At 68.7% G+C, this 25,408-nt stretch carries 24 protein-coding genes and 4 pseudogenes; 15 read left to right on the forward strand and 13 right to left on the reverse strand.

Annotated features, from left to right (window positions below; genetic code table 11):
* Positions 1-282: 282 nt before the first annotated feature.
* On the reverse strand, positions 283-1,050 hold the full coding sequence (locus tag ACWD1U_RS03935; protein WP_451104164.1) for a transposase: 768 nt from the start codon (positions 1,048-1,050) through the stop codon (positions 283-285).
* Between the two features lie 34 nt (positions 1,051-1,084).
* Entirely contained in the window at positions 1,085-1,735 is a 651-nt protein-coding gene (locus ACWD1U_RS03940; RefSeq protein WP_451104166.1) for a DUF6082 family protein, read from the reverse strand.
* A 642-nt stretch (positions 1,736-2,377) separates the two neighbouring features.
* Between ACWD1U_RS03940 and ACWD1U_RS03945 the strand changes: the two genes are divergently transcribed.
* On the forward strand, positions 2,378-3,349 hold the full coding sequence (locus tag ACWD1U_RS03945) for a GNAT family N-acetyltransferase (RefSeq protein ID WP_451104168.1): 972 nt from the start codon (positions 2,378-2,380) through the stop codon (positions 3,347-3,349).
* Positions 3,350-3,667: 318 nt separating this feature from the next.
* Here the strand turns inward: ACWD1U_RS03945 and ACWD1U_RS03950 are convergent, their stop codons facing one another.
* From ACWD1U_RS03950 to ACWD1U_RS03965, 4 genes are all read right to left on the reverse strand, one after another.
* Positions 3,668-4,450 carry a hypothetical protein gene (locus ACWD1U_RS03950; protein WP_451104170.1) on the reverse strand — a complete coding sequence of 261 codons (783 nt, stop codon included), beginning with the start codon at positions 4,448-4,450 and terminating at the stop codon, positions 3,668-3,670.
* Between the two features lie 14 nt (positions 4,451-4,464).
* Positions 4,465-5,949 carry an FtsX-like permease family protein gene (locus tag ACWD1U_RS03955; protein WP_451104172.1) on the reverse strand — a complete coding sequence of 495 codons (1,485 nt, stop codon included), beginning with the start codon at positions 5,947-5,949 and terminating at the stop codon, positions 4,465-4,467.
* On the reverse strand, positions 5,946-6,632 hold the full coding sequence (locus ACWD1U_RS03960) for an ABC transporter ATP-binding protein (protein WP_451104996.1): 687 nt from the start codon (positions 6,630-6,632) through the stop codon (positions 5,946-5,948). Before ACWD1U_RS03960 ends, ACWD1U_RS03955 begins: the two co-directional genes overlap by 4 nt.
* Positions 6,633-6,696: 64 nt before the next feature.
* Positions 6,697-7,098 carry a hypothetical protein gene (locus ACWD1U_RS03965; RefSeq protein ID WP_451104174.1) on the reverse strand — a complete coding sequence of 134 codons (402 nt, stop codon included), beginning with the start codon at positions 7,096-7,098 and terminating at the stop codon, positions 6,697-6,699.
* A gap of 539 nt (positions 7,099-7,637) precedes the next feature.
* Between ACWD1U_RS03965 and ACWD1U_RS03970 the strand changes: the two genes are divergently transcribed.
* The 6 genes and pseudogenes from ACWD1U_RS03970 (at position 7,638) to ACWD1U_RS03995 (ending at position 14,419) form a co-directional block, all read left to right on the forward strand.
* A complete protein-coding gene (locus tag ACWD1U_RS03970) occupies positions 7,638-8,474 on the forward strand; it encodes an alpha/beta fold hydrolase (protein WP_451104176.1) in 837 nt (278 codons plus the stop codon).
* A 167-nt stretch (positions 8,475-8,641) separates the two neighbouring features.
* Positions 8,642-9,102 (forward strand): annotated as a pseudogene (locus tag ACWD1U_RS03975) (LLM class flavin-dependent oxidoreductase); the annotation flags it as partial.
* A pseudogene (locus ACWD1U_RS03980) lies at positions 9,098-9,280 on the forward strand (oxidoreductase); the annotation flags it as partial. The pseudogenes ACWD1U_RS03975 and ACWD1U_RS03980, both read left to right, overlap by 5 nt.
* A 219-nt stretch (positions 9,281-9,499) precedes the next feature.
* A complete protein-coding gene (locus tag ACWD1U_RS03985; protein WP_451104178.1) occupies positions 9,500-12,313 on the forward strand; it encodes a helix-turn-helix transcriptional regulator in 2,814 nt (937 codons plus the stop codon).
* A gap of 89 nt (positions 12,314-12,402) precedes the next feature.
* Positions 12,403-13,398 (forward strand): alpha/beta hydrolase, encoded by a 996-nt coding sequence (locus tag ACWD1U_RS03990; RefSeq protein WP_451104180.1) that lies wholly within the window; start codon positions 12,403-12,405, stop codon positions 13,396-13,398.
* Between the two features lie 184 nt (positions 13,399-13,582).
* Complete coding sequence (locus ACWD1U_RS03995; RefSeq protein ID WP_451104182.1) at positions 13,583-14,419, forward strand: helix-turn-helix domain-containing protein; 837 nt, start codon at positions 13,583-13,585, stop codon at positions 14,417-14,419.
* Between the two features lie 115 nt (positions 14,420-14,534).
* Here ACWD1U_RS03995 and ACWD1U_RS04000 read toward each other — a convergent pair whose 3' ends face one another.
* The 4 genes from ACWD1U_RS04000 to ACWD1U_RS04015 all read right to left on the reverse strand — a co-directional run bounded on the left by ACWD1U_RS04000 (position 14,535) and on the right by ACWD1U_RS04015 (position 18,501).
* The gene (locus tag ACWD1U_RS04000; protein WP_451104184.1) at positions 14,535-15,272 is read right to left on the reverse strand and encodes a YoaK family protein; all 738 of its coding nucleotides are present in this window, start codon (positions 15,270-15,272) and stop codon (positions 14,535-14,537) included.
* Positions 15,253-15,780: a DoxX family protein gene (locus ACWD1U_RS04005; protein WP_451104185.1), complete on the reverse strand. Its 528-nt coding sequence runs from the start codon at positions 15,778-15,780 to the stop codon at positions 15,253-15,255. Before ACWD1U_RS04005 ends, ACWD1U_RS04000 begins: the two co-directional genes overlap by 20 nt.
* Before the next feature lie 38 nt (positions 15,781-15,818).
* Positions 15,819-16,481, reverse strand: a complete 663-nt coding sequence (locus ACWD1U_RS04010) for a hydrolase (protein WP_451104187.1) — start codon at positions 16,479-16,481, stop codon at positions 15,819-15,821.
* A 127-nt stretch (positions 16,482-16,608) separates the two neighbouring features.
* Entirely contained in the window at positions 16,609-18,501 is a 1,893-nt protein-coding gene (locus ACWD1U_RS04015) for an amidohydrolase (RefSeq protein WP_451104189.1), read from the reverse strand.
* A 327-nt stretch (positions 18,502-18,828) separates the two neighbouring features.
* On the opposite strand from ACWD1U_RS04015, the gene ACWD1U_RS04020 reads away from it, so the two are divergent.
* Together ACWD1U_RS04020 and ACWD1U_RS04025 are read left to right on the forward strand one after the other, a co-directional pair.
* Entirely contained in the window at positions 18,829-19,800 is a 972-nt protein-coding gene (locus ACWD1U_RS04020; protein ID WP_451104998.1) for an alpha/beta hydrolase, read from the forward strand.
* 23 nt (positions 19,801-19,823) lie between these two features.
* On the forward strand, positions 19,824-20,540 hold the full coding sequence (locus tag ACWD1U_RS04025; RefSeq protein WP_451105000.1) for an alpha/beta fold hydrolase: 717 nt from the start codon (positions 19,824-19,826) through the stop codon (positions 20,538-20,540).
* A gap of 76 nt (positions 20,541-20,616) precedes the next feature.
* On the opposite strand, the gene ACWD1U_RS04030 is transcribed toward ACWD1U_RS04025, so the two are convergent.
* Positions 20,617-20,847 carry a hypothetical protein gene (locus ACWD1U_RS04030; RefSeq protein WP_451104191.1) on the reverse strand — a complete coding sequence of 77 codons (231 nt, stop codon included), beginning with the start codon at positions 20,845-20,847 and terminating at the stop codon, positions 20,617-20,619.
* On the opposite strand from ACWD1U_RS04030, the gene ACWD1U_RS04035 reads away from it, so the two are divergent.
* Together ACWD1U_RS04035 and ACWD1U_RS04040 are read left to right on the forward strand one after the other, a co-directional pair.
* Positions 20,832-21,194, forward strand: a complete 363-nt coding sequence (locus ACWD1U_RS04035) for a tyrosine-type recombinase/integrase (RefSeq protein WP_451104193.1) — start codon at positions 20,832-20,834, stop codon at positions 21,192-21,194. The two genes, ACWD1U_RS04030 and ACWD1U_RS04035, sit on opposite strands and share 16 nt — an antisense overlap.
* A gap of 419 nt (positions 21,195-21,613) precedes the next feature.
* On the forward strand, positions 21,614-21,856 hold the full coding sequence (locus ACWD1U_RS04040) for a hypothetical protein (protein WP_451104195.1): 243 nt from the start codon (positions 21,614-21,616) through the stop codon (positions 21,854-21,856).
* Between the two features lie 151 nt (positions 21,857-22,007).
* Here the strand turns inward: ACWD1U_RS04040 and ACWD1U_RS04045 are convergent.
* Positions 22,008-22,091 (reverse strand): annotated as a pseudogene (locus tag ACWD1U_RS04045) (GntR family transcriptional regulator); the annotation flags it as partial.
* 279 nt (positions 22,092-22,370) lie between these two features.
* Between ACWD1U_RS04045 and ACWD1U_RS04050 the strand changes: the two are divergent.
* The 3 genes and pseudogenes from ACWD1U_RS04050 to ACWD1U_RS04060 all read left to right on the forward strand — a co-directional run bounded on the left by ACWD1U_RS04050 (position 22,371) and on the right by ACWD1U_RS04060 (position 23,861).
* Entirely contained in the window at positions 22,371-22,691 is a 321-nt protein-coding gene (locus tag ACWD1U_RS04050) for a GYD domain-containing protein (protein ID WP_184558278.1), read from the forward strand.
* A 303-nt stretch (positions 22,692-22,994) separates the two neighbouring features.
* Positions 22,995-23,419 (forward strand): annotated as a pseudogene (locus ACWD1U_RS04055) (transposase); the annotation flags it as partial.
* A gap of 268 nt (positions 23,420-23,687) precedes the next feature.
* Positions 23,688-23,861, forward strand: a complete 174-nt coding sequence (locus ACWD1U_RS04060) for an integrase (RefSeq protein ID WP_451104197.1) — start codon at positions 23,688-23,690, stop codon at positions 23,859-23,861.
* 385 nt (positions 23,862-24,246) lie between these two features.
* Here ACWD1U_RS04060 and ACWD1U_RS04065 read toward each other — a convergent pair whose 3' ends face one another.
* Entirely contained in the window at positions 24,247-25,002 is a 756-nt protein-coding gene (locus ACWD1U_RS04065) for a GntR family transcriptional regulator (RefSeq protein WP_451104198.1), read from the reverse strand.
* Positions 25,003-25,080: 78 nt separating this feature from the next.
* Between ACWD1U_RS04065 and ACWD1U_RS04070 the strand changes: the two genes are divergently transcribed.
* A complete protein-coding gene (locus tag ACWD1U_RS04070; RefSeq protein WP_451104200.1) occupies positions 25,081-25,359 on the forward strand; it encodes a hypothetical protein in 279 nt (92 codons plus the stop codon).
* Positions 25,360-25,408: the final 49 nt, after the last annotated feature.

Raw genomic sequence — 25,408 nt, forward strand, 5'->3', positions numbered from 1 at the left:
CTCGCGCCTCCCGGTCCGGAGACAGCTAGGGGCGGTAGTGGTCGCGCCTGGTTGGCATGTGGCCGTCCACGTATGCCAGCTCTCCAGGTCGCGCGATCGCTCTGTACCTGTGTCCGCCGCGCTTGCTCGATGAGGAGTCCGTCGACGTTCTCCGTCTTGCTGTTGTTCCGTCGCAGGAGTACGAAGATCAAAGCCAACGGTGTCACCAGCAGCAGGCCGAACAGGACGCCTAAAGGCTGTCCCGTAAATGATCTTCGGGTCGGTGCGACTGTCAGCCGCCGTCTATCTGACGAGGGTGAGGTTGTGCAAGCGGGCGATGCCGAGCATGGCGTGGTGGACGCCGTCGCCTTTGAGGCGGCAATCGCGGAGGATCTTCCAGGTCTTCATCCGGGCGAAGACGTGCTCCACGCGGGCGCGGACCTGTTTGTGGGACTTGTTGTGCGCTGCTTTCCAGTCGGGCAGGTCTTCGCCTCTGCGGCGCCGGTGGGGCATGACGAGTCCGGTGCCCGGATAACCGCCGTCGGCGATCGTGGTGGTGCGCCCAACTGCAGCCCGGGCGCCGGATTCCTCCCACGCCTTGCAGTCGTTGCGGTTGCCCGGCAGTGGTCGGCCCACCACGACCACCCGTCGGGTATCGGCGTCGATGACGACCTGATGGTTGGTGGAGTATCGGTAATTCTTCGACTGCTCGGCTACCTCGTGGTCGCGGGTGGGCACCAGAGTGCCGTCCACGATCAGCACGGTGTCCTTGGCGAACCGGCGCCGCGGCTGAAAGGACATCAGCGGGCCGAGCTGGACGATGATCCGGTCCGCCGCCGACTTCGAGACGCCGAACAGCGGAGCCAGCTGGCGCATCGTCAAGTTCGTACGCCAGTAGGCCGCGACCAGCAGCACCCGGTCCTCCAGGGCCAGACTCCAAGGTCGTCCCCGGCGAACCGTGTCGGCGCCCTGACGCCGCAGCGCGGCCACCAAATTGCTGAACTGACGCGTACTCAATCCGGAGAACGGGGTTATCCGAGACGGCTCCGACGCCGTAATCACACCAGCCACACCGTGATCATCTCGCCCGCGGTCGACGCAGCCCCTAGCGTCGGCTGCGCAGCAGCGATCCGAGCGCCAAGCCGGTGCCCAAACCGATCAGAGCGCCGACCGAGGTCCGCCAGGCGGGCGACGCCCCCGCGACGGGCACAGTAGGCGGGCTGGGAGCAATGGGCGAGCGAGTCGGCGGTCCGGAAGCGACCGCGCGAGCGTGCTCCTCGCCCACGATGGCCAGGAAGCGACGACCGACACGGCTTCCGGACGAACTGGCGATCCACGAGGTCTGAGCCCTGCTCCAGTAGTGCCGCCCAGCCTCTCCGGTGAACATCCCGGCAAGCATGTCCCGCAGCAAACTCTCGCGAATGGTCCCGATCTCGAAGCCCATCCACGCGTAGTTCATCATGAGGTCGGCATAGACATGCCGCTTCTGCTCGTGAGGATCGGCAATGCCCGTGGCGCCCCAAACAGGCTGGAAGAGCGCCATGTCGTCAAGTTCCAGGCGGACCAACTCAAGGTAGTAGCTGCGGATCCCCTGGACCTGGTCCGCCCTGGCCTGCCGGTTCTGCACGATCAGGGAAACGGCGACGCCAGCCAACGCCAATGCCGAGACGATCGCCGACGTGAATCCGTACGCCGCGCCGATCTGACTCAGCCTGTTCCAGTCCACGCCCTCGGAGCCCGAGATCTCCTCCAGCACGAGAGGCGACAACAGGACCACCGTCAGCGCAACCGCCGCAGCGGCGACCAGCCCCAGGACTCTGCCTACTTGGCGAGCCAACGATGCTGCATTCGCAGTCCCATGACGACGTATCAGGTCAATCACCCCCAGGCGAGCCTGCCCCAGTGACTAGGCCGAGCCTGGGGCAGCCTACTTCCAGCCGACGTGCTCGACATCGCCCGCCTCCGCTGCCTCACCCTCCCCGGATAGGTGGGCGGTCCCCTGCCGGACCGACCACAGCCGCGTCAATCCGAAGATCATTTACGGGACAGCCTTTAGCTCGATCATGAGAATCCCCCAGTGTGTGCGCTGCCGGTACGGAACCGGTCAGGTTGGTAATCGACCCGATGGCTGGACAGGTGCATCCTCCCCCCCCAGCGGTCTTGTTCTCGGATCACGACAGCGGTGTTCAGCACTCTGGAAGGCGCCCGCCCGGGGCGAAAATGATGTTCACGAGAGCGGACAGCACCTCTTCGGCTGACTCCCCGTCCAGGGTAGGGGTGGCTGTCCTGAGCCTCGGCACCCGTCGTAGTCGACCCGGGCGCGGTGTCGCCGGACCGTTCACCTCGCCTGCGGCGCACCTCCGTGGTGCGATGGAACAGGGGCAGGAAGGAGAGAGTGATGGTTTCACCAGCAGCGGAGCGCAAGAGTGGCGCGGCCCCGGTATCAGTCCGCCCGCTGGATGAGGCGGACCTGGATCGGGCCGATGAGATCTGCAGTGTCGCCTTCGGGACCTTCCTGGGGGCACCTGATCCGTTCGGGACCGTCGACTACGTCCGCACCCGCTGGGCGGCCGATCCACAGGCGGCGTTCGCGGCCACGGTCGGGGGCGAAGTGGTTGGATCGAACTTCGCCGCCAACTGGGGCAGCGTCGGGTTCTTCGGACCGCTGACCGTACGTCCGGATCTGTGGGACCAGGGCATCGGCAGGCGTCTGATGGAGCCGGTCATCGACTGCTTCGACGCCTGGGGGAACCGCCACCTCGGCCTGTTCACCTTCGCGCACAGCCCCAAGCATCTTGAGCTCTACCGCCGGTACGGCTTCTGGCCTCGATTCCTCACAGCCATCATGAAGAAGCAGGTCACAGACGGTGCCGCAGTCCCCGGCCGGGTGCTCTACGGCGAACTGCCCGCCGCCGAGCGGCTCGACGCGCTGAGCCTCTGTCGCGCACTGACCCAAGCCGTGTACGAGGGGCTGAGTCTGGAACGCGAGATCGTGGCCGCGCACGCACAGGGACTCGGTGACACCATCCTGCTCCATGGCGCCGGCTCCGAGCTCGACGGCCTGGCCGTCTGCCACTGCGGAGCCGGGTCGGAGGCCGGCGCGGACGTGTGCTTCGTCAAATTCGGCGCCGTACGTCCTGGTCCGGAGGCCGCCGACCGGTTCGAGCGACTGCTCGACGCGTGCGAGCGGCTGGCCGCCGAGCGCGGGCTGAGGCAACTGGACGCCGGCATGAACCTGGGCCACCCGGATGCCTACCGGCGCATGATCGACCGCGGTTTCCGCACCTGGTTGCAGGGTGTGACGATGCACAGGCCCAACGAACCCGGGTACAGCCACCCCGACGCGTATGTGATCGACGACTGGCGTTGACCAGCCGAGGCGCTCGGTCAGCCAGGAAGGCCCGGTGCTGTAGGAAGGCGTGAATTTCCGAGCCGGTGCCGACGGCAAGACACCTCCTGGACCACTGTCGAAGCGCTGTCCGTTCCTGCGGATAAAGCCACCTCGCATGCTGCCGGACGGGGTCGGTTGCCGTGGTTGCTGTACCTCCCTGCTCTACGGCCGAGCCACAAACGGCCCACAGCGTCTTGAAGGACATGCCCCCCACCCGCACGAGTCTCTTCGTGCTGCCTGGGGGAGGGGCCGGGCCGTCGGGGAGGAGGCAACCTGGGAGCAGTCGAGTGCACGTGGTCAGTCGCGGCGGATCAGTTCCGGGTCGATGCGCCGTCCTACGAGCGGGAGCGTGCCGACGGCGGACACACCCGCCACGCCCACTGCCGCGAGCGCGAGCACCGGGACACCGGCGAAGTCCCAGTAGACCTCGCTGCCGCCGGTGATGAGATAGCAGGACTCGGCGAGCTTGCCCGTCACGAGTGCCAGCGCGAGCCCGACACTCAAGGGGAGCACGACCTGTACGCACTGCACGGCCCGCATCGTCCGCGCCCGTGCTCCGATCAGCGTGATGGCGGTGACCTGTGCGCGCCGCTCCACCGCCCGGTCGGTCGCCGAGACGACGAAGGCTGCGGTCCCGATGACCAGCCCCATGATCATGCCGACGGCGAGGAGGGTCTCGAGGACTGCGATCTGCTGAAGTCCCTCGACGTTCACGCCGACGGGTTCGACAGCGGTGGTCGGGGCGACGGCGGCGATGCCGTCGAGGACCTTGCGGACCTCAGCGTGGTCGGAGCCGCTGGTGAGGACGTACCGCGCACCCTCCGGGCCTGCCGTGTCGGGCAGCGCCGACGGCGGGATGAGCACGTCCGCTCCGTGGACCGCCGACGGGTCGTACGAGCTGTAGGCGATCACGTCGTGCGGAAGTGTGATGTCCAGGGTCTTGCCACGTCCACCCTCCGGTATGCGGAAGGAAAGGGTGTCACCGGGACGCGCGCCCTGTCCGGTGCCGGCGTTCGGGTCACTGAGCCGCATCACCTTGCCGTCCACGCAGCCCTCGGAGTGCCGTACCAGCTTGGCCAACTGATCGCAGGTGGCTACGAGGGCGCGCTGCCCCAGGGCTGGTCAGCGGAACCATCGGGGTCGGTCCAGGACTCCATCGTCACCGCGTGCGCGCGGACCCCCGGTACGCCGGCGACTTCCTGCTGCTGCCGTGAGGTGAGCGATGACAGGGAGATGGAGTAGTCCTGTACGGGAGCGGACGGCCGGGTTACCTGCTCCAGTTGGATGAGGACGCCTTGGGCGAGGGAGGCGGAGAAGACGAGCAGCACGAGGCCGGTGACGACCCGCATGGTGCTGCCCGGCTCGACCTCGTTGCGGCGCATCGCCAGATTCAGGGTGAGGGACTGGGTGGTTCGCGCCAGCCGGCGGGCGAGGGCGTAGGAGATCAGGGGCAGCGTCAGCACCAGCCCCAGGCCGGTCAGCAGGATGCCTGCGGGCATCAGGAACGCGTTCGGGCCGAGGGTGTCGGCGGGGTGGTCGGTGAAGCCGGTGGCGCAGTAGCCGACGACGATGCCGAGGCCGGCCACCAGGAGCAGGCCGCCCCACTTGGCGGGGTGCCTGGGTGCGGCGGTGCGGCGTACCGCCAGTGGATTGGCGGCGGCATCGCGTGCGCTGGCCCGGCCGACGAACCAGGCGAGGAGCGGGGCGCCGATCAGACAGACGGCGATGGTCGTCGCGGACAACGCGCCATCGGCCGGGTACCACCGCAGACTGGGCAGTCCGGTCCGGGTCATCACCTGGTTCAGGACCCAGTACTCGCCGAGGCCGAGAATCGCGCCGAACAGCGCCGCGACGACGGTTTCGGCAGCGTTGACCCGCTGGGTGCCCTTGGTACTCAGGCCCAGCAGACGCAGGGACGCGAGGCGGCGGTTCCGGCTGGCGGCGGAGAGCCGGGCACAGACGGAGAGGAAGATGCCGAGGGGCAGCAGGACGAGTGACCCCAGGGCGAAGCGGATGTAGGTCAGGGTCGAGGGTTCGACGGCGGGGAAGGGGGCGTAACTGTATCCCCAGCCCTTCAGGGCGCGACCTTCGTCTGCGATCTTGTCGCGTGTTGTGCCGATGTAGGCGAACAGTTCGTCCGGGTGGGCGAGCCCTGTCGCGCCGATCAGACCCTTCTCGTCGCCGGGCAGGAGTCCCGCGACCGCGGGCTGGTCACGGAGCAGGTCGGCTGCGCGGGGGGAGAGGAACACCTCGCCCGGGTCCGGAAGTTCCTTCAGCCCTGGCGGGAGCTCGTCGGCGTCCTTGGCCCCCTTGGCGATGAACACCCGGGTGAAGGCTTTGGAGCCGTAGGGGTCGGTGCGCTGGAGGACCAGCGTGGAACCCGCGGGCTTCACCGAAGCGGACCGTGGCTGTCGTGCGGCTGCCCGGCCGTCGTGTGCGTCGAGGATCTGAGGGATGGTGAGGACGAGGGCGAGGCAGCAGACCCCGAGGGAGCCGCCGGCCGCCATGAGGAAGAAACGTATGCGGTTGCCGCGGCCGGCGCCGAACAGCAGGCGCAGACCGAGCAGGAACTCCCTCACGCCGCCCCCCGGGGGGTGAGGACTCCGTCGGACATCGTGTAATGGCTGTCGGCCTGTGCGGCGACGGCGGGGTCATGGGTGACCAGGATGACGGCAGTGCCCTGCGAGCGCGCCAGGCCGAGGAACTCCTTCAGTACGGTGGATGCGTTGGCACTGTCCAGCGACCCGGTCGGCTCGTCGGCGAACACGACGGCCGGGCGGTGGACCAGGGCCCGAGCGACGGCAACGCGTTGGCTCTGACCGCCTGACACCTGCGACGGGCGGCGCTCGCGCAGTTCGCCGAGTCCCAGCCGGGTGAGGACCTCGCCGGCGGCCGCGAGCGCGGGCCGCTTGCGCTGCCCGGCCAAGCGCAGTGGCAGGGCGGTGTTCTCCTCGATGGTCAACTCGGGGAGCAGTTCGCCGTACTGGAAGACGAACCCGAAGGGTTCACGGCGCAGCGTACTGATCTCGTCGTCGGTGAGATCGCCGAGCGGCTGTCCTTCGAACCGCACGCGTCCGCGCGCGGGAGGCAGCACCCCCGCGAGGCAGTACAGCAGCGATGACTTTCCCGAACCGCTCTGTCCGGTGATGACCGCGACCTCCCCTCGGGAGATCGAGAGGTGGGCGTCGCTGACAGCCAGTTGCTTGCCGTAGGAAAGGTCAACGCCTTCGGCGGAAAGGACTTCTGACGTACTGATGGCTATCCCCAAAGAAGCGACCGGGCCCAGGGGGTCAGCCTGGGCCCGGTACTTGGCGGTGTGCTGTTGTTTACCTCTGGTAGTGCTTGGTGGCCGAGCAGTTGTCCGGGTTGAGCGAACCCTTGTCACGGCAGACGCGGATGTACGCGTCGTCGGTGTACCGCTGCGGGGGCGCCCAGTTGGAGGCCCCCACCGGAACGGTCTTCTTCTGCTTGCCGTTGTAGCGGTTCCAGTCGTAGCCCTCGACCTTCACCTGCATGTACACGTTGTGGCCGTCGCCGTGGTCGGCGTCCTGAAGCGGGCCCTTCCACTCGAAGGCCCCGTGGTTCTGGCCTGCAGGGTGCCACTTGTACTGACCGTGGTGGAATTTTGCACCACCGGTCGAGAGTGTCGGAATGTCATGCCACGAGGCAGCGAACGCCGTGCCCGCCCCCATGGCGAAGAGGCCGGCAGCGAGAGCGCCTACAGCCAACTTGCGCAATTTCTCCCGTTTGTTTTCTGTTGTGTGGCTCTGATGGTCAAGTCAGAGCGGCTGGTGAAAGTTACCATCAAGTAAAGGGCGGGGCGGGGCGGGGTGGTCTGTCCCGCGTTACCCGGTCTGTCCGGCCTCTCGGTGGGAGCCTTTTGCGAGATCGTTAGCTTTTCCATGCGTGCGCATGATTTGACCTGCTGTTCCAAGGTGAGTCTGGCGGCATCCTGGCCGGTTCCGACATCCGTCGGGCGTGGCGCAACCCCCGTAAGGCCGTGCTGCCCCCGCACGTCTTCGAGTCGCCCCCCGGGCGGCGCGCCCACGGTGTCCGCGAGGGATTTCTCCAGAGGCGAGCTGAACCTGCGCAGCGCGAAGACAGGGGCCTTGCCCGTCAGCGTCGGGTCGATGGCCTGTCCGTGCCCGCCATCCCTGCGTCTGCGGGCAAGGAGTGGTGCACTGTGCGACAACTGGCGGTGCGGCGTCCGTCCTAGCGTGACCGAGTCCCTGTCCACGCGCATTCATCCCACACGAGGAAGCGACGCATGCCGTTCATCACCGTAGGCCAAGAGAACTCCACCACCATCGACCTCTACTACGAGGACCACGGAACCGGGCAGCCGGTCGTCCTCATTCACGGCTTCCCGCTCGACGGCCACTCCTGGGAGCGGCAGAGTGCTGTGCTGCTCGACGCCGGTTATCGCGTCATTACTTATGACCGCCGCGGTTTCGGGCAGTCCAGCCAGCCGACGACCGGTTACGACTACGACACCTTCGCGGCCGACCTGAACACCGTGATGGAGACTCTCGACCTGCGGGACGCCGTCCTGGTCGGATTCTCCATGGGCACCGGAGAGGTCGCCCGGTACGTGTCCCGCTACGGCTCCGCCCGAGTCGCCAAGGTCGCCTTCCTGGCTTCGCTGGAGCCCTGCCTGCTCAAGAGCGACGACAACCCGGACGGCGTCGCCGAGAAGGAGTTCTTCGACGGCGTCGTCGCGGCCGTCAAGGCTGACCGCTACGCGTACTACACGAACTTCTACCGGGACTTCTACAACCTGGACGAGAACCTCGGCACCCGGATCAGCGAAGAGGCCGTCCGCAACAGCTGGAACGTCGCCGCGGGCGGCGGCTTCTTCGCCGCCGCCGCTGCGCCGTCGACCTGGTACACCGACTTCCGGGCCGACATCCCGGCCATCGACGTACCGGCCCTGATCCTGCACGGCACGGGCGACCGCATCCTGCCCGTCGAGGGAACCGCGCGGCCGTTCCACAAGGCCCTCCCGTCCGCCGGCTACGTGGAGATCGAGGGCGCCCCGCACGGCCTGCTCTGGACCCACGCGGAGGAGGTCAACGCTGCACTCCTGGCCTTCCTGGCGAAGTGACCCGGCACCGGACCGTTGTCGCGCCACACCTGCGACAGGCGTCGACCCACGCGCCGGCTCCGGGCCGTCTGCTTACCGGATTGCAGCGCCTCGGTTGGATGAAAAGGGCACTGACAGGCAAGTACCTCTGCACGCTCAGACATGGCCGCTGTCCCACCGATGCCTACATCGCCGAGCAGGCGGCCTTCCACGGCGACGGCTTCTTCCACAACAACATCTTCTGGCCCGCCGACCACACGAGGCAGATGGTCCAGCTGTACCGGCGGCGGTACGCCTTCCACGGTCACGGCCGGCCCGAGGAGGCCATCGTCGGCCTCGGGGGCAGGTGTTCATGCGGAGGAACTTCCAGGACGCCGTACGGGAGTTCCGCCCGTACTTCGACAACGCGCCCGTCTACGGGCACGGTCCGTCGCTGGAGGAGTTCACCGAGCAGACTCCGCTGACGGTGGGTTCTCCCCAGGAGGTCATTGAGCGGACGCTGTCCTTCCGCGAGGCCGTCGGCGACTACCAGCGTCAGTTGTTCCTGATGGATTACGCGGGGCTGCCGCTGAAGACCGTCCTGGAGCAGCTCGACATCCTCGGCGAAGAGGTCGTGCCCGTGCTGCGGAAGGAGTTCGCGGTCGTACGCGGCGTCCGAGGACTGGGGATCCGGCGGCGACGAGTACACCGAGGGTCTGCCCGCGCGCATACGGCGGGCGGGCGGCGAGCTGGCCGCCCTGATGGCCGCCCGCGCGGTGGGGCAGGAGTCGGGGGAGGACGACATCACCGTGCTCGAACGGCAGCTATCCGACCTGCGGTTCCACTGAGGCCGACGCTGGCGGGCCACACCACTCCGAGGGCTGGAGCGTGATCAACGTCTCGGGCGCGGTCCTGCCTGCAAGGAACCGGTGCTTGGCCGGGGCCGGGAACTGGCATCGCTCGTGGTGGCAATCTGCTCGAATGCCCTGGCTGGTCGGCCGCGCCGTCGTAGGCTCTGGGAACGTACACAGAAGGAGCCGCCGTGGCCGAACCGAGCGAGGTCCAGCATGGAAGTCAGGAGCTGCACCCCGCACCGCCCCTTGTCCGGCATACCGCTGTTGGGCCGACAGGCCGAGATCGCTCAGATCCTCGACATCGTCGAGGGGCGGACCGAGCCGCGGATGCTGCTCCTGCTCGGCGACGCCGGCACGGGCAAGTCGAGGCTCCTGGCGGCCACCGTCGACCACGCACGGGACAGCGGAATGCTCGTCCTGGCGTCCCAGGGCATCGAGGCCGAGTCGCGATTGTCCTTCGCGTCCCTGCACCAGTTACTCCTCCCCGTCCTGTCCGATACCGCCGCGCTGCCCGACCATCTGCGGACGGCCCTCGAGACAGCGTTCGGCCTCGCTCCCGCCGAGGGGGCGGCCGATCCCATGCCACTGCGTATGGCGGTCTTGAGGCTGCTCGCCGAGGTCTCCCGCCGGCAGCGCGTCCTGCTGGCCGTCGATGACGTCCAGCACTTCGATCGCGACTCTCTCGACGTCCTGAGCTTCGTGATACGCCGGATCACGGCGGAGGCCGTGCCGGTGCTGCTGACGGCACGCGGGCAGACGCCCCCGGACGGTGTCCCGGTGGACCTGGGCACTCTGCTGCTGGGCCCGCTGAGCGAACAGGCGGCGGCCGAACTCATGGACGCCCAGCCCCACGCGCCCACCGGCCGGACGCGGCGCGAGCTGCTGCGGCAGGCCCACGGAAACCCGCTGGCCGTCATCGAGCTGTGCCGCGCCGCCGGAAGGGACGGTGCGGGAGCACTACCCGGCGGCGGGCTGCCGCAGACGGAGCGTATCCAGGAGTTGTACGCCGCCCGCCTGCGCGGCCTCCCGGAGATGACCCAGCGGCTCATCCTGTACGCCGCGGCGTCGGAGTACGAAGACGTCGCCACGATCATGGCCGCCGCCGGGGCGGAGCCGGATCTCGGGGCATGGGCTTCGGCCGAGGAGGCCGGTCTCGTGGCCGTCGTGGACGGACGTGTGATCTTCCGGCATCCGCTGGCACGCGCGGGTTCCTACAACGGAGCCCCGGCCTACCTCCGGCAGCAGGCGCACCGGGACCTGGCGGCTGTCCTCACGGCCGATCCTGCCCGCCGCGCCTGGCATCTGGCCGCCGCGTGCCTCGGCCGGGACGAGTCCGTGGCGGCGGCCCTGGAGGACACCGCCGAGCTGGCCGAGCGGCGCGGTGGTTTCTTCGCGGCGGCACGGGCGCTGGAACGGTCGGCGGAGTGCAGCCCCGCCACCGCCGACCGGGCGCGTCGGTACGCCAAGGCCCTCAGAGCCGCCCAGAACGCCGGCGACCCATCGTGGGTACGTGAGTTGTACGACAAGGTCACCGCGTTGACCGAGGACCGGGACCTGCTGGGCGTCGCGGCCTGCGGCGCCGGAATCGCCCTGTCGTCGTTCGGCCACCAGCGGCAGGGATTTCAGGTGCTGATGAACGCGCTGGAGCCGGATCCACCCAGGGACGGCATGACAGTGCTCGCCCTGGCCGCAGTGCTCCAGGCAGTCGCGTTCCAGTCAGGCTTGCCCGAGGTCAGGCACCCGATCGCCGCCCTGCTCGACGGAGGCGAGGCCGGGAACCGCGACACCCCTTACTCGGAGCTGACGACGAACGAAGCCTCCGACGCGGTGCGGGCCGTGGCCCTGGCCGGGACCGAACCGGCCAACGCCCCCGAATTGCTGCGGCGCATACGCCGGCGACCGGGCATGCCGGAGGGAACGGCCGGTGTCGCGGAGATGACCCGGGTGCACTCCCTCGGCGGTGTCGCCTGGTACGCCGACGAGTCCGACCTGTGCGTGGAGTCCTTCCGGCAGGCGTACGCCATGCTCAGGGCGTACGGCTCGATGGGCCCTGCCGCTCCCACGCTCGCGGCGATGGGCTCGGCACTGATCGACACAGGACGGTGGGTGGAGGCCGACGAACATCTGGAGGAGATCGCGACACTGGCGGCCGTCCAGAAGCTCAGGCACCTTCAGATCGACGCGGAGGCGCTGCGGGTGACCCTGCGCGCCCTGCGCGGGGAGCCCGCCGACATCCCGGCGGACCCGTCCTGGACGGCAGTCGGCCTTGAGGAGAACCGCGCCACACACGCCCGCCTGCTGCGGGCCGCTGGCACCGCCGCTGCGGCGGCCGGCGACTTCGACGGCGCGTTCCGGCACTTCCGGTCGCTGTTCGCCGAGGACGGCACGTCTGTGCACTACTTCCTGTCCCCCCGGTCGGTCGCGGATCTCGCCGCTGCCGCCCAGCGGATGGGCCGGCAGCAGGAGGCAGCGCGCATCGTCGAGGTGGTGCGTGCCGCGATGGGGCCGCAGCCGACGATGCGGATGACCCTGCTGTTGCACCATGCCGCCGCGCTGGCCGGCGACCCGAAGGACGCCGAACACCACTTCCGGCTCGCCACGGTGAACCCGGCGGGCGACCAGTGGCCGTTGGCGCGGGCGCAGGCAAGGCTGCACTACGCGCAGTGGCTGCGCAGGCGACGGCGCCCCCTGGACGCCCGCCCGCTCCTGGCCACGGCGCTGGAGTCGTTCACCCGGCTCGGTGCGGCGGGCCTGGTAGAGGAGGCACGCGTGGAGCTGCGGGCCAGCGGCGTGGGCACCGCGCCCGCCCCGGCCGACCCGCTGGCGGAGCTGACCGCCCAGCAGCGGGAGATCGTACGGCTGGCGGCACAGGGGTTGCGTAATCGGGAGATCGCGGAGCAACTGATGCTGTCCCCTCGCACGGTCAGTTCCCACCTCTACAACGTGTATCCGAGGCTGGGTGTCAGCAGCCGCAACCAGCTCCGCGGTTTCGTCGAGGATCTGGGAGGCCGCCACGGTGAGCAGTAGGGCGGAGGAACTTCCGCGGCGTGGCCTCACCCGCCATGGCCATCGGCGTGAGGCGAAAGAGCGATCACCCGTGACTTACAGGAAGACGTGTGAACTTCGATCCCTCCACGGACGCCGACGGATCCGACCGCCCTGCTGTCGTCCTCGATCCCCTCGTTCAGCGGCTCGTCGACGCCTCGGCCGCACCGCCGTATCTGCACCAGCTCGGTCCCGTCGATGGGCGGCAAGCACTGCTGGAGATGCAGGGCCACACGCTTGACGAATTCGCCGTGGACGCCGAGTTCAGCGTGGCGCCCGTAGGTCCCTCCGGGCTCGTCGGCTTCTGGGTGTTCCGGCCGAAGCGGCCGACCGGCGTCCTTCCCGTGGTCGTGTACCTCCATGGCGGCCGGTGGATGCTCGGCGACGCCCGGACCCACGCGCGCGTGATCAGCGAGCTGGCGGCCATCAGCGGCGCCGCCTTCGTCGTGCCTGAGTACACACGCACTCCAGAGGCCCGCTATCCGGTTCCGGTGGAGGAGTCGTACGCGGTACTGACCTGGGTGACCGAGCATGCGGAAGAACTGGCCGTGGACGACCGGAGACTGGCGGTGTCCGGCGACTGCGCCGGCGCGACCATGGCCACGGCCCTCACCATGCTGTCCAAGCAGCGCGGCGGCCCCCGCATCCGCGCGCAGTTGCTCTACTACCCGATGACCGACCCGAACTGCGACACCGAGTCGGTGGAACAGTTCGAGTACGGCTACCTCCTGACGCGCGCGGCTGTCGAGTCGTACTGGCGGCAGTACATCGACGACGAGCGTGAGCTCGCCGAGCCCGCTGCCGCGCCGCTGCGGGCCACCCCCGAGGACCTCGCCGGACTGCCTCCTGCCCTGGTCGTGTCGGCTGAGGCGGACGTTGTACGGGATGAGGGCGAACAGTACGCTCGCCTGCTGCGGCAGGCGGGCGTGCCGGTGACCGCCGTTCGTTACCTGGGGACGGTGCACGACTTCGTCTCCCTGAACCCTTTGCGGAACAGCCCGCCCACGCGGGCTGCGATCAGGCAGGGCGGACGCTTCCTCGGAGATGCCCTGGCCGACCGGCGCTGACAGCGGGCTCCGCGTACGGCACAGGCCGTGGAGACACGCCTGTCCGCGGTGCCGTCAGGAATCGACCGTCAACTTACTGATGCCTGCGGAACAGGCTCTTGCCAGGCTGAAGGACGCGAGGCCGCCCACGGCGGAACTTCCTTGAAAGTCCTGCTGTCTTCCCTGCTGTACTGGAGAAGCTCATATGACCATGCCATCCGGGTACATCCAGATCGTTTCCGCTGTGCCGGACGAGAGGGATGACGAATTCCTCCACCTGGGGATGATCGCCCGTCGGTCGGACGCGACCAACCGGGACGGGGACAAGGTCCTCCTGGAGCCGGGTGACCTCGTTTTCTGCGATCCGGCTCGGCGTCATTACCTGCGGTTCGACGGCGACTGCGAGATGACGGTTTTCCGTATACCCCGCTGGTACCTGGGTGTTTCGGAACGGGACCTGGACCGCGTCGTGGGGGTGACCGTGCGAGGCGGTGGGGGCTTGGGCGCGCTGGTGTCGGACTTCCTCTCCACGCTCGCCGCCGAGGCGCAGCTCCACCGGTCGATGATCGGTGACCGGCTCGCCCGCAGTGCCATGGATCTCGTCGCCGTCCTTGTCATGGAACTCCTCGAGACGGAGACCGCGGAGAAGGCGTCGAGCGTGTCGAAGGCCGGCAACGAGATGCTGTCCCGGATCCGGACCTATATCGGAGAGCATCTGATGGAGCCGGACCTGTCACCGGAAACGATCGCACGTGCGCACCACATCTCCGTCCGCTACCTGCACAAGCTCTTCCAGAACGACGACACCACAGTGAGCCAGTGGGTGAGGCAGCGCAGACTCGACTCCAGCAGGCACGAGCTGAGCCGGACGCCGAACCGAAGGGTCACTGTGGCCGCTGTGGCGCACCGCTGGGGTTTCACCAGCCCAGCGCACTTCAGCCGCACCTTCCGAGAGGCGTACGGCATGTCCCCCACTGAATGGCAGGCACTGGCAGCGTCGGGCGTCGGCTCGCCGATCCATGACGCACGGGTCGCCGGCTGATCTCCGACCATCCGGTGAGAACCATCCGCATATGCGCAGGGCCCGGCAGCCGACGCTGCCGGGCCCATTCACACCGCACGATGGTTGCTCCGAGCGGACACGGCAAGGGCGTCGGTCAGGACGCCGGCCGAACCCAGCTCGCATCGGCCGAGGAGAGACGATGAGTGATCACGGAGGTGACCGCGAGCAACGCCAGCGTCAGAACCAGGGCGAGGACGAGATGGCCGTGCAGGATGAGGTGGGCTCCTGCGAGCGCGCCGAGGAACATGGCGAGCACGGAGAGGATCCGGCGGCCGGGGCGCGGCGCCTCGCCTCCCGCCGGTGTGGAGTCCGCTGCCAGGCCCGTCAGGGTCAGGGTCAGGACGGTCGTGGTGAGGTCCGGGACGCCCAGGCGCCGGGCGACCGCGTTCTGCAGACCCATGGCGAGCCCCAGGAACACGATCAGCGTGTACTGGACGCCAGGGGTGACCCGGCCGCCCGACACGGCGGCCGCGGCCACGGTGACCGCGACCAGGAGCGCCTGAACAGCCGTGGCCGAACTCAGCAGGTGCCCCCGGTGCGTGGCGAACCGCGTGGCAAGCCTGCCCCCCGTGAGCGCGCCGACGAGGAACGCGGCCATCGAGACGACGGACGCGAGCGCGGACAGGCTGTCGGCGCCTGCCAGGGCGAACCCGAGGAAGACCACGTTGCCGGTCATGTTGGCGACGAAGACGTGCCCGAGCGCCAGGTAGCTCACGGCGTCGACCAGACCGGTGACCACCGTCAGGACCAGCATCAGGGGAGGCAGCGGGCCGTGCCGTTCCTCGCCGCGCGGTACCAGGGTGCGCCACGCGTCACTCAGCAGCCGGCGCATGCCGCGTCCTCTCCGGTGCCGCGGTGGCCGGCCGGTGCAGTACCAGGCGCGTGAACAAGCCGCTCGCCGGACCCGTCACGATCGCGGCGACCGAGACCCATACCGGCCAGGGCGTGATCGCCAGCGCGTGATCCACGGACCACCGTCCGGGCCCGGTCAGGGCCAGTACGGCAGAGACGACGACCAGGACGAGGGGGTATTCGTAGCCGTCGTTCTGGACCCACAGCCCCTTGGGCCACTTCACGGTGCCCGCAACCGTCATCACACCCATCGCTGCCATCGAGGCCAAGGGCGTGAGCAGCCCGGCCCCCAGGAACAGGCCCGAACCGATCTGACTGGCTCCCGCGACGAGCGCGGTCAGCCGGCCGCCGCGGAATCCGTCCCGGCGGAACTCCTCGGCCCCGCCGGCGAATCCGTTGCCTCCGAGCCGGAAGCTCACCTTCTGCACACCGTGCGCGGCGATGAGCAGCCCCACCACCAGCCGGAGGATCAACAGTCCCGCGTCCATCGTGTACCTGCCTGTTCCCGACGTATCCGTGCCCTGGGTCAGCCGGCGGCGTGGGCGCCGATGACGGCCTGCGCGTAGACCAGTCCGAGGCCGTAGGTGCCGCCGTGCTCCTTTACCACGTCGCCCACGGCGGCGTACGTCTCCGTGCGGGCCCAGTCGCGCTGGAGCTCCAGGAGCACCTGCACCCAGGTCACCGGGACCGCGCCGCCCTGCACCATGCGCTGGACGGCGTGCTCGTGCGCCTGCGGGCTGACACCGCCGGACGCGTCGGTGACCACGTAGACCTCGTAGCCCTGGGCGATGGCGGACAGCACCGGCAGGACGACACAGACCTCGGTCCACAGGCCGGCGATGACGAGCTTCTTGCGGCCGGTGGCCTTGACGGCCTCGACGAAGTTCACGTCCTCCCAGGCGTTCATCGTGGTGCGGTCGATGATCTTCTGCTCGGGGAAGACGTCCGCGAGCTGCGGCATGAGCGGGCCGGAGAAGGACTCGGACGCCACGGTGCTCAGCACGACGGGCACGTCGAACACCTTCGCGGACTTCGCCAGGCCCACGGTGGAGTTGATGATGGCGGTGCGGTCGCCGCTGCCGGTGCCGAAGAACATCTGCGGCTGGTGGTCCACGAAGAGAACCGCGCAGTTGTCCGGAGTGAGCAGGTCGGGGCTGGGGGCAGCGGTGACCTCGGCGATGTTGACCATGAGTGAGCCTTTCTCGGCAAGTGGTGGCGCGGCCTGTTGTCCGTGCCGTGGGAAAGAAACCGCCCTGTTGGACGGAGCTCGTGGGGTGTCCCGGAAAGGGCGGCCCAGGGCCAGGCCCCTTCCGGGTTCAGAGGTCGAAGCAGGGATCGAAGGGGGTGCTCGCGGAGTCCACGGCGAGGCCGCGCCCGATGCGCCACTGGCGGTGCTGCTCCGACTCGGCGACGGCCTGGCCGAGCAGCTCCGCCTGGCGGGCGCCTGCAAGGGCCGGCCGGTGAAACGGCTGGTAGCCGCCGAAGTGCGCCACCGGGCTCCAGGCCGGGCTGACGGGGGGAAGTTCCTCGTCGAGCTCTTCGTATTCGGCGGTGGCGTACACGATCCGGCCGCCGGTCACCGTCAGCAGCGACTCGATGTGGGCGATGTCCGGCTCGGGCACGGTGAAGTAGTCCTCGGAGAGGACCGCCAGGTCCGCGTAACGACCCGGCTGCAGCACGCCCTTGACCTTGTCCTCGCCGGTCAGAGCCGCGCCGGCGCGCGTGAACATCGCCAGTGCCGTCCGCCGGTCGACGCGGTTCGCCGGCGGGCGCAGTGCCAGATCGCCGACGGTGCGGCCGCTGACGAGCCAGTGCAGGGCGACCCAGGGGTTGTAGGTGGAGACCCGGGTGGCGTCGGTGCCGGCGCCCACGGTCAGGCCGCGGTCCAGCATGGCCCGGATCGGCGGGGCGTCCGCGGCGGCTCCGGGGCCGTAGCGCCGTACGAACGCCTCGCCCTGGAAGGACAGGCGGTTCTGCACGGACATGCCGCCGCCGAGGGCGGCGATGCGGTCGAGGCTTTCGGTGGAGACGGTCTCCGCGTGGTCGAACAGCCACCGGTTTTCGGCGGGGAAGAGCCCTTCCGCGGCGAGTTTCTCGAACACCGCGAGGTCACGGCGGATGGTTTCGTCGTAGGTGGCGTGCAGCCGGAATCCCCACCCGTTCTCCATGAGGAGGCGTACGGCCTTCTCGAATTCCGCCTCGTAGTCAGGGGTGAGTTCCGGACGCGGCTGTGTGAAGTTCTCGAAATCGGCGGACGACCAGGTGAGGTTCTCACCGGCGCCGTTCAGGCGCAGCCATGCGTCCCCGTCCCCGGGGCGGACCATTTCGATCCAGCGGGCCAGGTCGTCGATCTCCTGGCCGGGCGTCTGGGGGAAGAGATGATAGGCGATGCGCAACGACAGCTGGCCGGACCTGGCCAGTTCGATGACGGTGGCGTAGTTGTCGGGGAAATTCTGGAATCCACCTGCGGCGTCTATAGCCGACGTCAGTCCGAATCTGTTCAGTTCGCGCAGGAAATGCCGGGTGGAGGTTTTCTTGTCCTCCTCGCTCTGCAGCACCGGCGCCTTGGCCAAGGTCGAGTAGAGGATGAGGGCGCTGGGAGCGGCCAGCAGCATGCCGGTCGGCTCTCCGTCCCGGCCGCGCACGATCTGGCCGCCCTTGGGGTCGGGCGTGTCCCGGGTGAAGCCGACGGCCTTGAGCGCCGCGCGGTTGAGCACGGCCGACTGGTACAAGTGCAGGACGAACACCGGGGTGTCCGGCGCGGCGGCGTTCAGTTCGGCGACGGTCGGCAGCCGGCGTTCGGCGAACTGCTCGGCCGACCAGCCCCCCACCACGCGCACCCACTGGCCCTTCGGGGTACGAGCGGCCTGCTCACGCAGCATCGCCAGACCCTGACGCAGACTGCGCACACCGTCCCACCGCAGCTCCAGTACGTAGTTCAGGCCCCCGCGGATCACGTGCAGGTGTGAGTCGTTGAGGCCGGGTATCACCCGCCGCCCCAGCGCGTCGACCACCTTCGTGCCGGTGCCGACGTGGGGAGCCACGTCCTTGTCGTCACCTACGACGGTGATGACGCCGTCGCAGATGGCAAGGGCCTCCGCCTGCGGGCGGGCCGGGTCCCCCGTGTGGATCTTCGCGTTGCGGACGACGAGATCCGCGGCTTTGTCGATGGCGCGCGGAACCAGCCCGCCGACGGGCATTGTTGACATCTCTTGAAACCCCTCTGGGAAAACGCAGTCCCACTCGAATGCCCGCCTGCTCGCATCGAGCCGAGCCCCGTGGGGGAGGGGGGACCGCTGTTGCTTCGCCATCACGATAGACACGACAGACACATCCCCATGTCCTGCGAGTGCACAGCGATTTGCCTCACCGCGCACTGACGAACCCTTCTCCGAATGTCACGGCGGAGGCCCGAAGACAGCCCTGCACTGTGAGGACAGAAGCAGTGCGCTCAAGGGAAATTGCCGCGTGGCCGAAGGTTTTAACGTGCCATTGCCGGAAAGAGCCGGCGTGCCATGAACACCCAGGAGATCTCCATGTCCGATGCCAACGAGCCGGTTCAGCCGGTGCTGGAACCCGCGGCAGCCGCCTTCGCGGAGGCGACCGACAATCCGCCGTACCTGTTCGACCTGCCCCCGGAGGAAGGGCGCAAGGCCGTCGACGGGGTGCAGTCGGGCGAGATCGTCAAGCCCGCGGTCGACGAGGAGTGGATCACCGTCCCGGGCGGGCCCACGGGCAGCGTCCGTGCGCGGATCGTCAAGCCCGCCGGCGCCACCGGCACGCTTCCGGTCATCATCTACATCCACGGTGCGGGCTGGGTCTTCGGCAACGCCCACACGCACGACCGTCTGGTGCGTGAACTGGCCGTCGGCGCGGACGCCGCCGTGGTCTTCCCCGAGTACGACCTGTCGCCCGAGGCCCGCTACCCGGTCGCCATCGAGCAGAACTTCACGGTCGCGCAGTGGGTCGTCCAGCAGGGCGCGGCCAAGGGCCTGGACCCCGCCCGCATCGCCGTCGCCGGTGACTCGGTCGGCGGCAACATGACCGCCGCGCTGACGCTGATGGCCAAGGAGCGCGGTGGGGTCCCGCTGGTGCAGCAGGTGCTGTTCTACCCGGTCACCGACGCGAGCTTCGACACCGGCTCCTACCACCAGTTCGCCACCGGTTACTTCTTGCGCCGTGACGGCATGAAGTGGTTCTGGGACCAGTACACGACCGACGAAGCCGAGCGCGCGAAGATCACCGCCTCACCACTGCGCACCACCACCGAGCAACTCACCGGTCTGCCCCCGGCCCTGGTCATTACGGCCGAGGCCGACGTGCTGCGCGACGAGGGCGAGGCGTACGCCGGCAAGCTCCGCGAAGCCGGGGTTCCGGTCGTCGCCGTGCGCTTCCAAGGCATCATTCACGACTTCGTGATGCTCAACGCCCTGCGAGAGACGCACGCCGCCGAGGCCGCGATCGCGCTGGCCGCCGACACCCTGCGCTCCGCCCTGCACGCCGCCTGAGCCTCAAGGAGGAACCTGACATGATCACATCTACCCCCACTGTCGTCCTCGTCCACGGCGCGTTCGCCGACGCGGCCAGCTGGTCCGGAGTCATCAGGGAACTGCAGAATCACGGCATCCCGGTGATCGCACCGCCCAACCCGCTGCGGGGACTTGCCGCTGACGCCGCCTACATCGCATCCGTGGCCTCCCAGATCGAGGGCCCCGTCATCCTGGTCGGACACTCCTACGGCGGCGCGCTGATCACGGTGGCCGGCACCACCGAGAACGTCGTCGGGCTCGTCTATGTGGCCGCCTACGTCCTTGAGGAGGGCGAGAGCCTCGGGGAGCTGCAGGGCTGCTTCCCCCTTTCCCCGCTCGTGAGCAACCTGAAGGAGTGGACGTATCCCGTCGAGGGCGGTGACCCCGCGGTCGAGGTCACCATCGCCGCCGACGCGTTCCCGTCCGTCTTCGCCGCCGACGTGCCCGCCGACCTCACCAAGGTCCTGGCCGTGGCCCAACGGCCGCTGGCAGCCGCGGCGTTCGAGGAGACGGCTGCCGCGGCCGCGTGGAAGACCAAGCCGTCCTGGGCTCTGGTGGCCGGAGCGGACCAGGCGATCAACCCCGAGGTCGAGCGGTTCGGGGCCAAGCGCGCCGGGGCGACCGTCGTCGAGATCGCGGAGGCGTCGCACGCGGTCGCCGTCTCCCAGCCGAAGGCGGTCGCCGACTTGATCCGCGACGCGGTACGGGCCACGAGCTGACCAGAGGTGGACCAGCTGCGCGGACGAACTCGTATCGTCCGCGCAGCTGTGTTCTCACCCCAGTGCCGTTTTCACCTCAGTGCCGCTCTCGTCCGGTCCGGTCGGCGACCGTGACCACGGCGACCAGAGCCGCCACCGACAGACCGGCGATCAGGGCCGGCGCCGGCGAGTGAGCGGGCACCAGGACAGCGACCGCGACAGAGGGATACGCGAACTGCTCGATCCTGCTCTGCCGGTGCGGCCGAATGTGTACGGCCCACGTGGTGATCAGGAAGATCGCCACCGGCAGCCGTGTGTGTCGACGCACTCCGCCGGCACCGTGAGCGCCAGGCGGAAGAGTGCGAAGCCGCGGGGGAGCAGTGGCAGGAGAGCGGCCTGGTCTTCATCACCAGGCGGGGGACCCCGATCGAGCCCCGGAAGCTGAACCGGCACTTCTCTCCGATCCGCGAGCGGCTCGGCCTGGACGTCCGCTTCCATGGCCTCCGCCACACCTGCGTGACCCTGCTGCTGGGTCTGGGCATCCCGCCGCACACCGTCCGGGACGTCGTCGGGCACAGCGCCCTGGACGTGACCATGAACATCTACGCGCACGCCGACATGACGGGGAAGCGGGCCGCTCTGGACAAGCTGGGAGACCTGCTGTCCGGCGAGTGACGGGGCCGTTGCCGTCAGACACACGAAACGCCCTGGAGGGGAGATCCCCTCTGGGGCGTTTGTGCTGGTAGGAGGTGGCGCCCCCGGCAGGACTCGAACCTGCGGCCAAGCGCCTAGAAGGCGCTTGGTGTATCTCGTGCCGCACCCTTGCTGACCTGGTTCTTTTCCCGCACTGGGTGCCTCATCGACCGGCCTTCGGCACGCATTCGACACGGGGCAGGTCAGGGCCAGTGCCGCATCAGCCATCGTTCGCCCTGGTGCGATCGCTCACCACCCGTCGGTCGGTAGGCATCAACTGCCACAGTTGGGGGATGAACGGAAACTTCTTGGCCCGACACCATGACCATCTGACTGCGTGGCTGAGGGACGGATAGGCCGAAAGCCTCGACGCATTCCTGGCCGCACACCACGAGTCCTTCGTGCTCGTGACGACAGATGGAGCGATCCTCGACCTTGAGACGCTGCGAGAATCCCTGCGTGGTGCGGGCGGCAGTCAGGCTGGCTTGTCGATCCAGGTCGAGGAAATCACCAGCATCACCCCCGAGGTGTACCGGTTCCTGGAGCGCCACATCGTGGACGGCTCCGTCGTGAGCGTGCGGGTGGTGACTGCCGTGATGGAGGACGGGTTGTTGCTCAGCGTGCAGGAGACCGCCCGTCGGTAGTGGAACCAGCGGGCGTCACGCTTCAGCGTTATCGATCTCGCGTGGCGCGTACTCCTTCTACCACCCGCATTGCCTGCAACACCTCGCCGCCTGAGCCAGCATCCGAACGGCACGTCACGTCGCGACAGGGCAAACGTCGCCTGATGCGGCACTAGTGACCGTTGATCGGGATTTCGTAGACGATCTCGCAATGAGCGGCGGGCACCACGATGTCCGCTGTCTCCACGGGCCGTCCTGGTGACACCGCATTAGGAGTTCGATCCGGGCCCGCTCCGACTGTGGCCGTCGACTCCTGCGACGGCTGGACAGAGTCCCTGACGTATCCCCCCGACGATCTTGTTCTGGTGGTCGTGCGCGTCGGTGGGCTGACCCGCGCCTTGGCCGGGGCGTAAGCCGTATGGCGGCGGACCTCGCGACGCGGACGCGGAGGAGTAGGGAGAATGCGGATTGAGGGTGATTACCGAGGCATATGTGACAGACGCAAGAGCCGCGCGAGACGTGAAAGGCGGAACCCATGCCGAAGTACCTCTTCAAGGTCAAATTGACCGTGGACGGACTGAAGGGCCTGCTCGAAGAGGGCGGCACCGCGCGCCGTGAGGTCGTCGAGCGGTTGGTCCAGAGCATGGGTGGCCGGCTCGAATCGGCGTACTGGGCACTCGGCGAGGAGGACTTCTACCTCACGGCGGACCTGCCAGGCAACACCTCCGCCGCGGCTCTGGGGCTGGTCACGTCGGCGGCCGGTGGCGTGCGCACCAACACGGTTGCGCTGCTGACGGCCGAGGAGATCGACGAGGCGGTCCGTCAGGAGGTGGATTACCGGGCGCCCGGCGCCTGAGCCGTCACCCGGTGGGCATCACCGAGCCGCTGCGGCCGGTTCGAAGAGCGCTCACGTGGCCGAAGGCCACATCAGAGCCGTATGGGCCCCACGCGGTGACCGCCCCGTGAGGGGACCGGTCCTGGCTGACCGACCCCCTACGGTTGAGATCAGGCGTTCGCCGGGTCGGTCTCGGCTTTGGCCTCGCGCTTCCATGAGGCGGACTGTCCGGCTGGTGATCAAGAAAGCAGAAAGTGCTTCTGACCAGCGAGAATGGGGATTGCTGAGGTTCTTGTTCCCGCCACCGCCGGAGGCGCTTTCCAGGTGAAGAAGCGTATCGGGTCCTACCCCCGTGTCCGCGTCGAGGGCGCCGGTTCGCGGAGTCGTCTCGCAGGCCGGGGCCGTGCTGCTCGTCGAGACGGTTTGCAAGTCCGGTATGGATGGGCGATATCGGCGGCGCTTGTACCGTGGCGCAAGCCGCGGACGATGCACGATCCGGGCAAGATCCTGCTGGATGTCGCGCTCGCGGTGGCGCTGGGCGGGGACTGCCCGGCCGATGTGGCCATGGTGCGCGCCGAGCCGGCCGTGTTCGGGCCTGGCCTCCGACCCCACGGCCCCCCGCTGATCAGCAAGCTGGCGTCGGGCGGGCATCGGGTCCTGACCGCGCTGCGCACCGCCCGCGCCGAAGTACGCGAACGGGTGTGGCGGTTGCCGGTGATGCGGCGCCGGACGCGGGCGCCCCCGAGGTCGGAAAGCAGTGGACCGACACGGGGAGATCCACGAACAGCACGACCTGAAAGGCCGTGCGGAGGGTGAGACCCGCACTGTCCCGGGGCATCCCGCCCTCACGCGCATCCTCCGACAGCACATCGAGGACGAAGAGCTCAAGCCGGGTGACCTGCTGTTCCAAGGCGAGTCTGGAGGGATCCTCGCCGGTTCCGTCATCCGTCGGGCGTGGCGCAACGCCCGTAAGGCCGTACTGCCCCCGCACGTCTCTACGACAACCGGAACACGCGCTTGACGAAGTGGCTGAACGACGGAATCCCACCCGCCCAGGTGGCCGAGTGGGCCGGGAACAGCGTTGCCGTGCTCCTGGCGACCTACGCCCGCTGCGTCGAGGGCCAGCTGCCTGACCTGAAGCGGCGGCTCGAAGCTGCCGGAGATCTCCCCGAGCGGTCGTCCGCCGACTGACCTCTTGGCCCGCAGAAACTTCGACACGTATTCGACACGGCCACCCGCAAAAACCCGGTAACAGCCGGACAGCCCCGGAGCCCGCCCTTGATCATCAAGAGGGCGCCCGGGGCTTCGGCGGGTCGGCCCACACCCACCCTGACCAGCAAAAAGCCCTCCCCAAAGGGAGGGCGGAGACTTGCGCCCCCGGCAGGACTCGAACCTGCGGCCAAGCGCTTAGAAGATGCGGGCACCGCGTGGTGGGCCGGTCGGATCGCCTCGTCCCGCCACCGTCCCGAGCCGCTGAATCCCACTGCCGTCTGCCGTCGTTGCCGTCAGCGCTGCCGTCACTGCCGTCGGCTGCGACGTCGGCAGATGACCTCGCGAGCCCTCGAAAGACCTGCGCCTATCGGTTGATTGGGATCTCGTAGACGATCTCGCAGTGAGCCGCGGGCACCACGATGTCCGCCGTCTCCACGGGCCGCCCGTCGTCGCTGTAGTACGTCCGCCGGATGTGCGTGACGAGTGCCGCCTTCTGAATGCCCAGAAGTGAGGCCTCCTCGGCGGTTGCCTGTCGTGGCTCCGGCTGTTCCACGGCATGGCTGACGGTGACGCCGATCGCGGCCATGCGGTTCACGACTCCGGCTCCGGCATGCGGACCTCCCTCGGGGAGAACGACGAGAGTGCCTGCGGTGAGGTCGTACGGCTCCCAACTCGTCGACAGCTGCACCGGCCTGCCGTCGGCCAGGAACTCGTACGACGTCCTGACGCACAGGTCGCCCTCGGCGATGCCCAGCCGGGCCGCGATGTCGGCCGGGGCGGGAACCTTGGCGTCGGTCCTACTCTCCCAGTCGCCTTGCTTGCCCATGGCCCTCATGTCCGCACGGAACGGCGACCGGTCGGGCTGCTCGCGAGCCGACGAGCGGACAACCCGTACCCGCTGCCGGGGCTCGGCGACGTAGGTCCCCGATCCGGCGCGGCCTTCCAGCACGCCCTGGGAGATCAGCAGCTCCTGCGCCCGGCGGACCACGTTCTCCCCAACGCCGCACTCCTGGCCGATCTGGGCGCGGGAGGGCAGTCGGTCCCCCGGCTCCCACACGTGCTCCGCGATCCGCCGCCGGAGTTCGTCGGCGATGCGGAGGTAGGGCGGCTGCTCAGGCATATGGAAAATCTAGTCCACTAGCTCTAATCTAGTTAACTAGCTTTACGCAAAGTGATCGCCGGTGACGGAGGCTGTCCTGTGCCCGCTTCGGGAGTACGCGCGGCAGCCATCGCTGCCCGACTGTCCGACCTAGGGCTTCCCGCGCGCGTGGAGGAGCACGACCGGCACACGTCGGTCGCGGCGGAGGTACCGGACTCACTCACCGCCGACTTATGGCGGGAGGTCCTGGAAGCGGTGGCTGAAGCCGATCAATTCGGGCTTCTTGCCACCAGCCTGAACGGCCGCACCCTCTGGGCGGTCGTACGCAAAGCGGTCCCCACGACGGGCGATGTCGGGGGACCGAGCCATCAGCGATAGGAGCTGACCAGCGTGCTCAACCGTATCCGCCGTGCCGTGGCTCTCACCA

It is taken from the genome of Streptomyces sp. NPDC002788, from assembly GCF_053592115.1.

What these genes read in the sequence shown, in the direction of transcription:
- ACWD1U_RS03945 (WP_451104168.1), top strand. Translation starts at nt 2,378, where the DNA reads ATGGTTTCACCAGCAGCGGAGCGCAAGAGTGGCGCGGCCCCGGTATCA.
- ACWD1U_RS03970 (WP_451104176.1), top strand. Translation starts at nt 7,638, where the DNA reads ATGCCGTTCATCACCGTAGGCCAAGAGAACTCCACCACCATCGACCTC.
- ACWD1U_RS03985 (WP_451104178.1), top strand. Translation starts at nt 9,500, where the DNA reads ATGGAAGTCAGGAGCTGCACCCCGCACCGCCCCTTGTCCGGCATACCG.
- ACWD1U_RS03995 (WP_451104182.1), top strand. Translation starts at nt 13,583, where the DNA reads ATGACCATGCCATCCGGGTACATCCAGATCGTTTCCGCTGTGCCGGAC.
- ACWD1U_RS04000 (WP_451104184.1), bottom strand. Translation starts at nt 15,272, where the DNA reads ATGCGCCGGCTGCTGAGTGACGCGTGGCGCACCCTGGTACCGCGCGGC.
- ACWD1U_RS04005 (WP_451104185.1), bottom strand. Translation starts at nt 15,780, where the DNA reads ATGGACGCGGGACTGTTGATCCTCCGGCTGGTGGTGGGGCTGCTCATC.
- ACWD1U_RS04010 (WP_451104187.1), bottom strand. Translation starts at nt 16,481, where the DNA reads ATGGTCAACATCGCCGAGGTCACCGCTGCCCCCAGCCCCGACCTGCTC.
- ACWD1U_RS04015 (WP_451104189.1), bottom strand. Translation starts at nt 18,501, where the DNA reads ATGTCAACAATGCCCGTCGGCGGGCTGGTTCCGCGCGCCATCGACAAA.
- ACWD1U_RS04020 (WP_451104998.1), top strand. Translation starts at nt 18,829, where the DNA reads ATGTCCGATGCCAACGAGCCGGTTCAGCCGGTGCTGGAACCCGCGGCA.
- ACWD1U_RS04050 (WP_184558278.1), top strand. Translation starts at nt 22,371, where the DNA reads ATGCCGAAGTACCTCTTCAAGGTCAAATTGACCGTGGACGGACTGAAG.
- ACWD1U_RS04065 (WP_451104198.1), bottom strand. Translation starts at nt 25,002, where the DNA reads ATGCCTGAGCAGCCGCCCTACCTCCGCATCGCCGACGAACTCCGGCGG.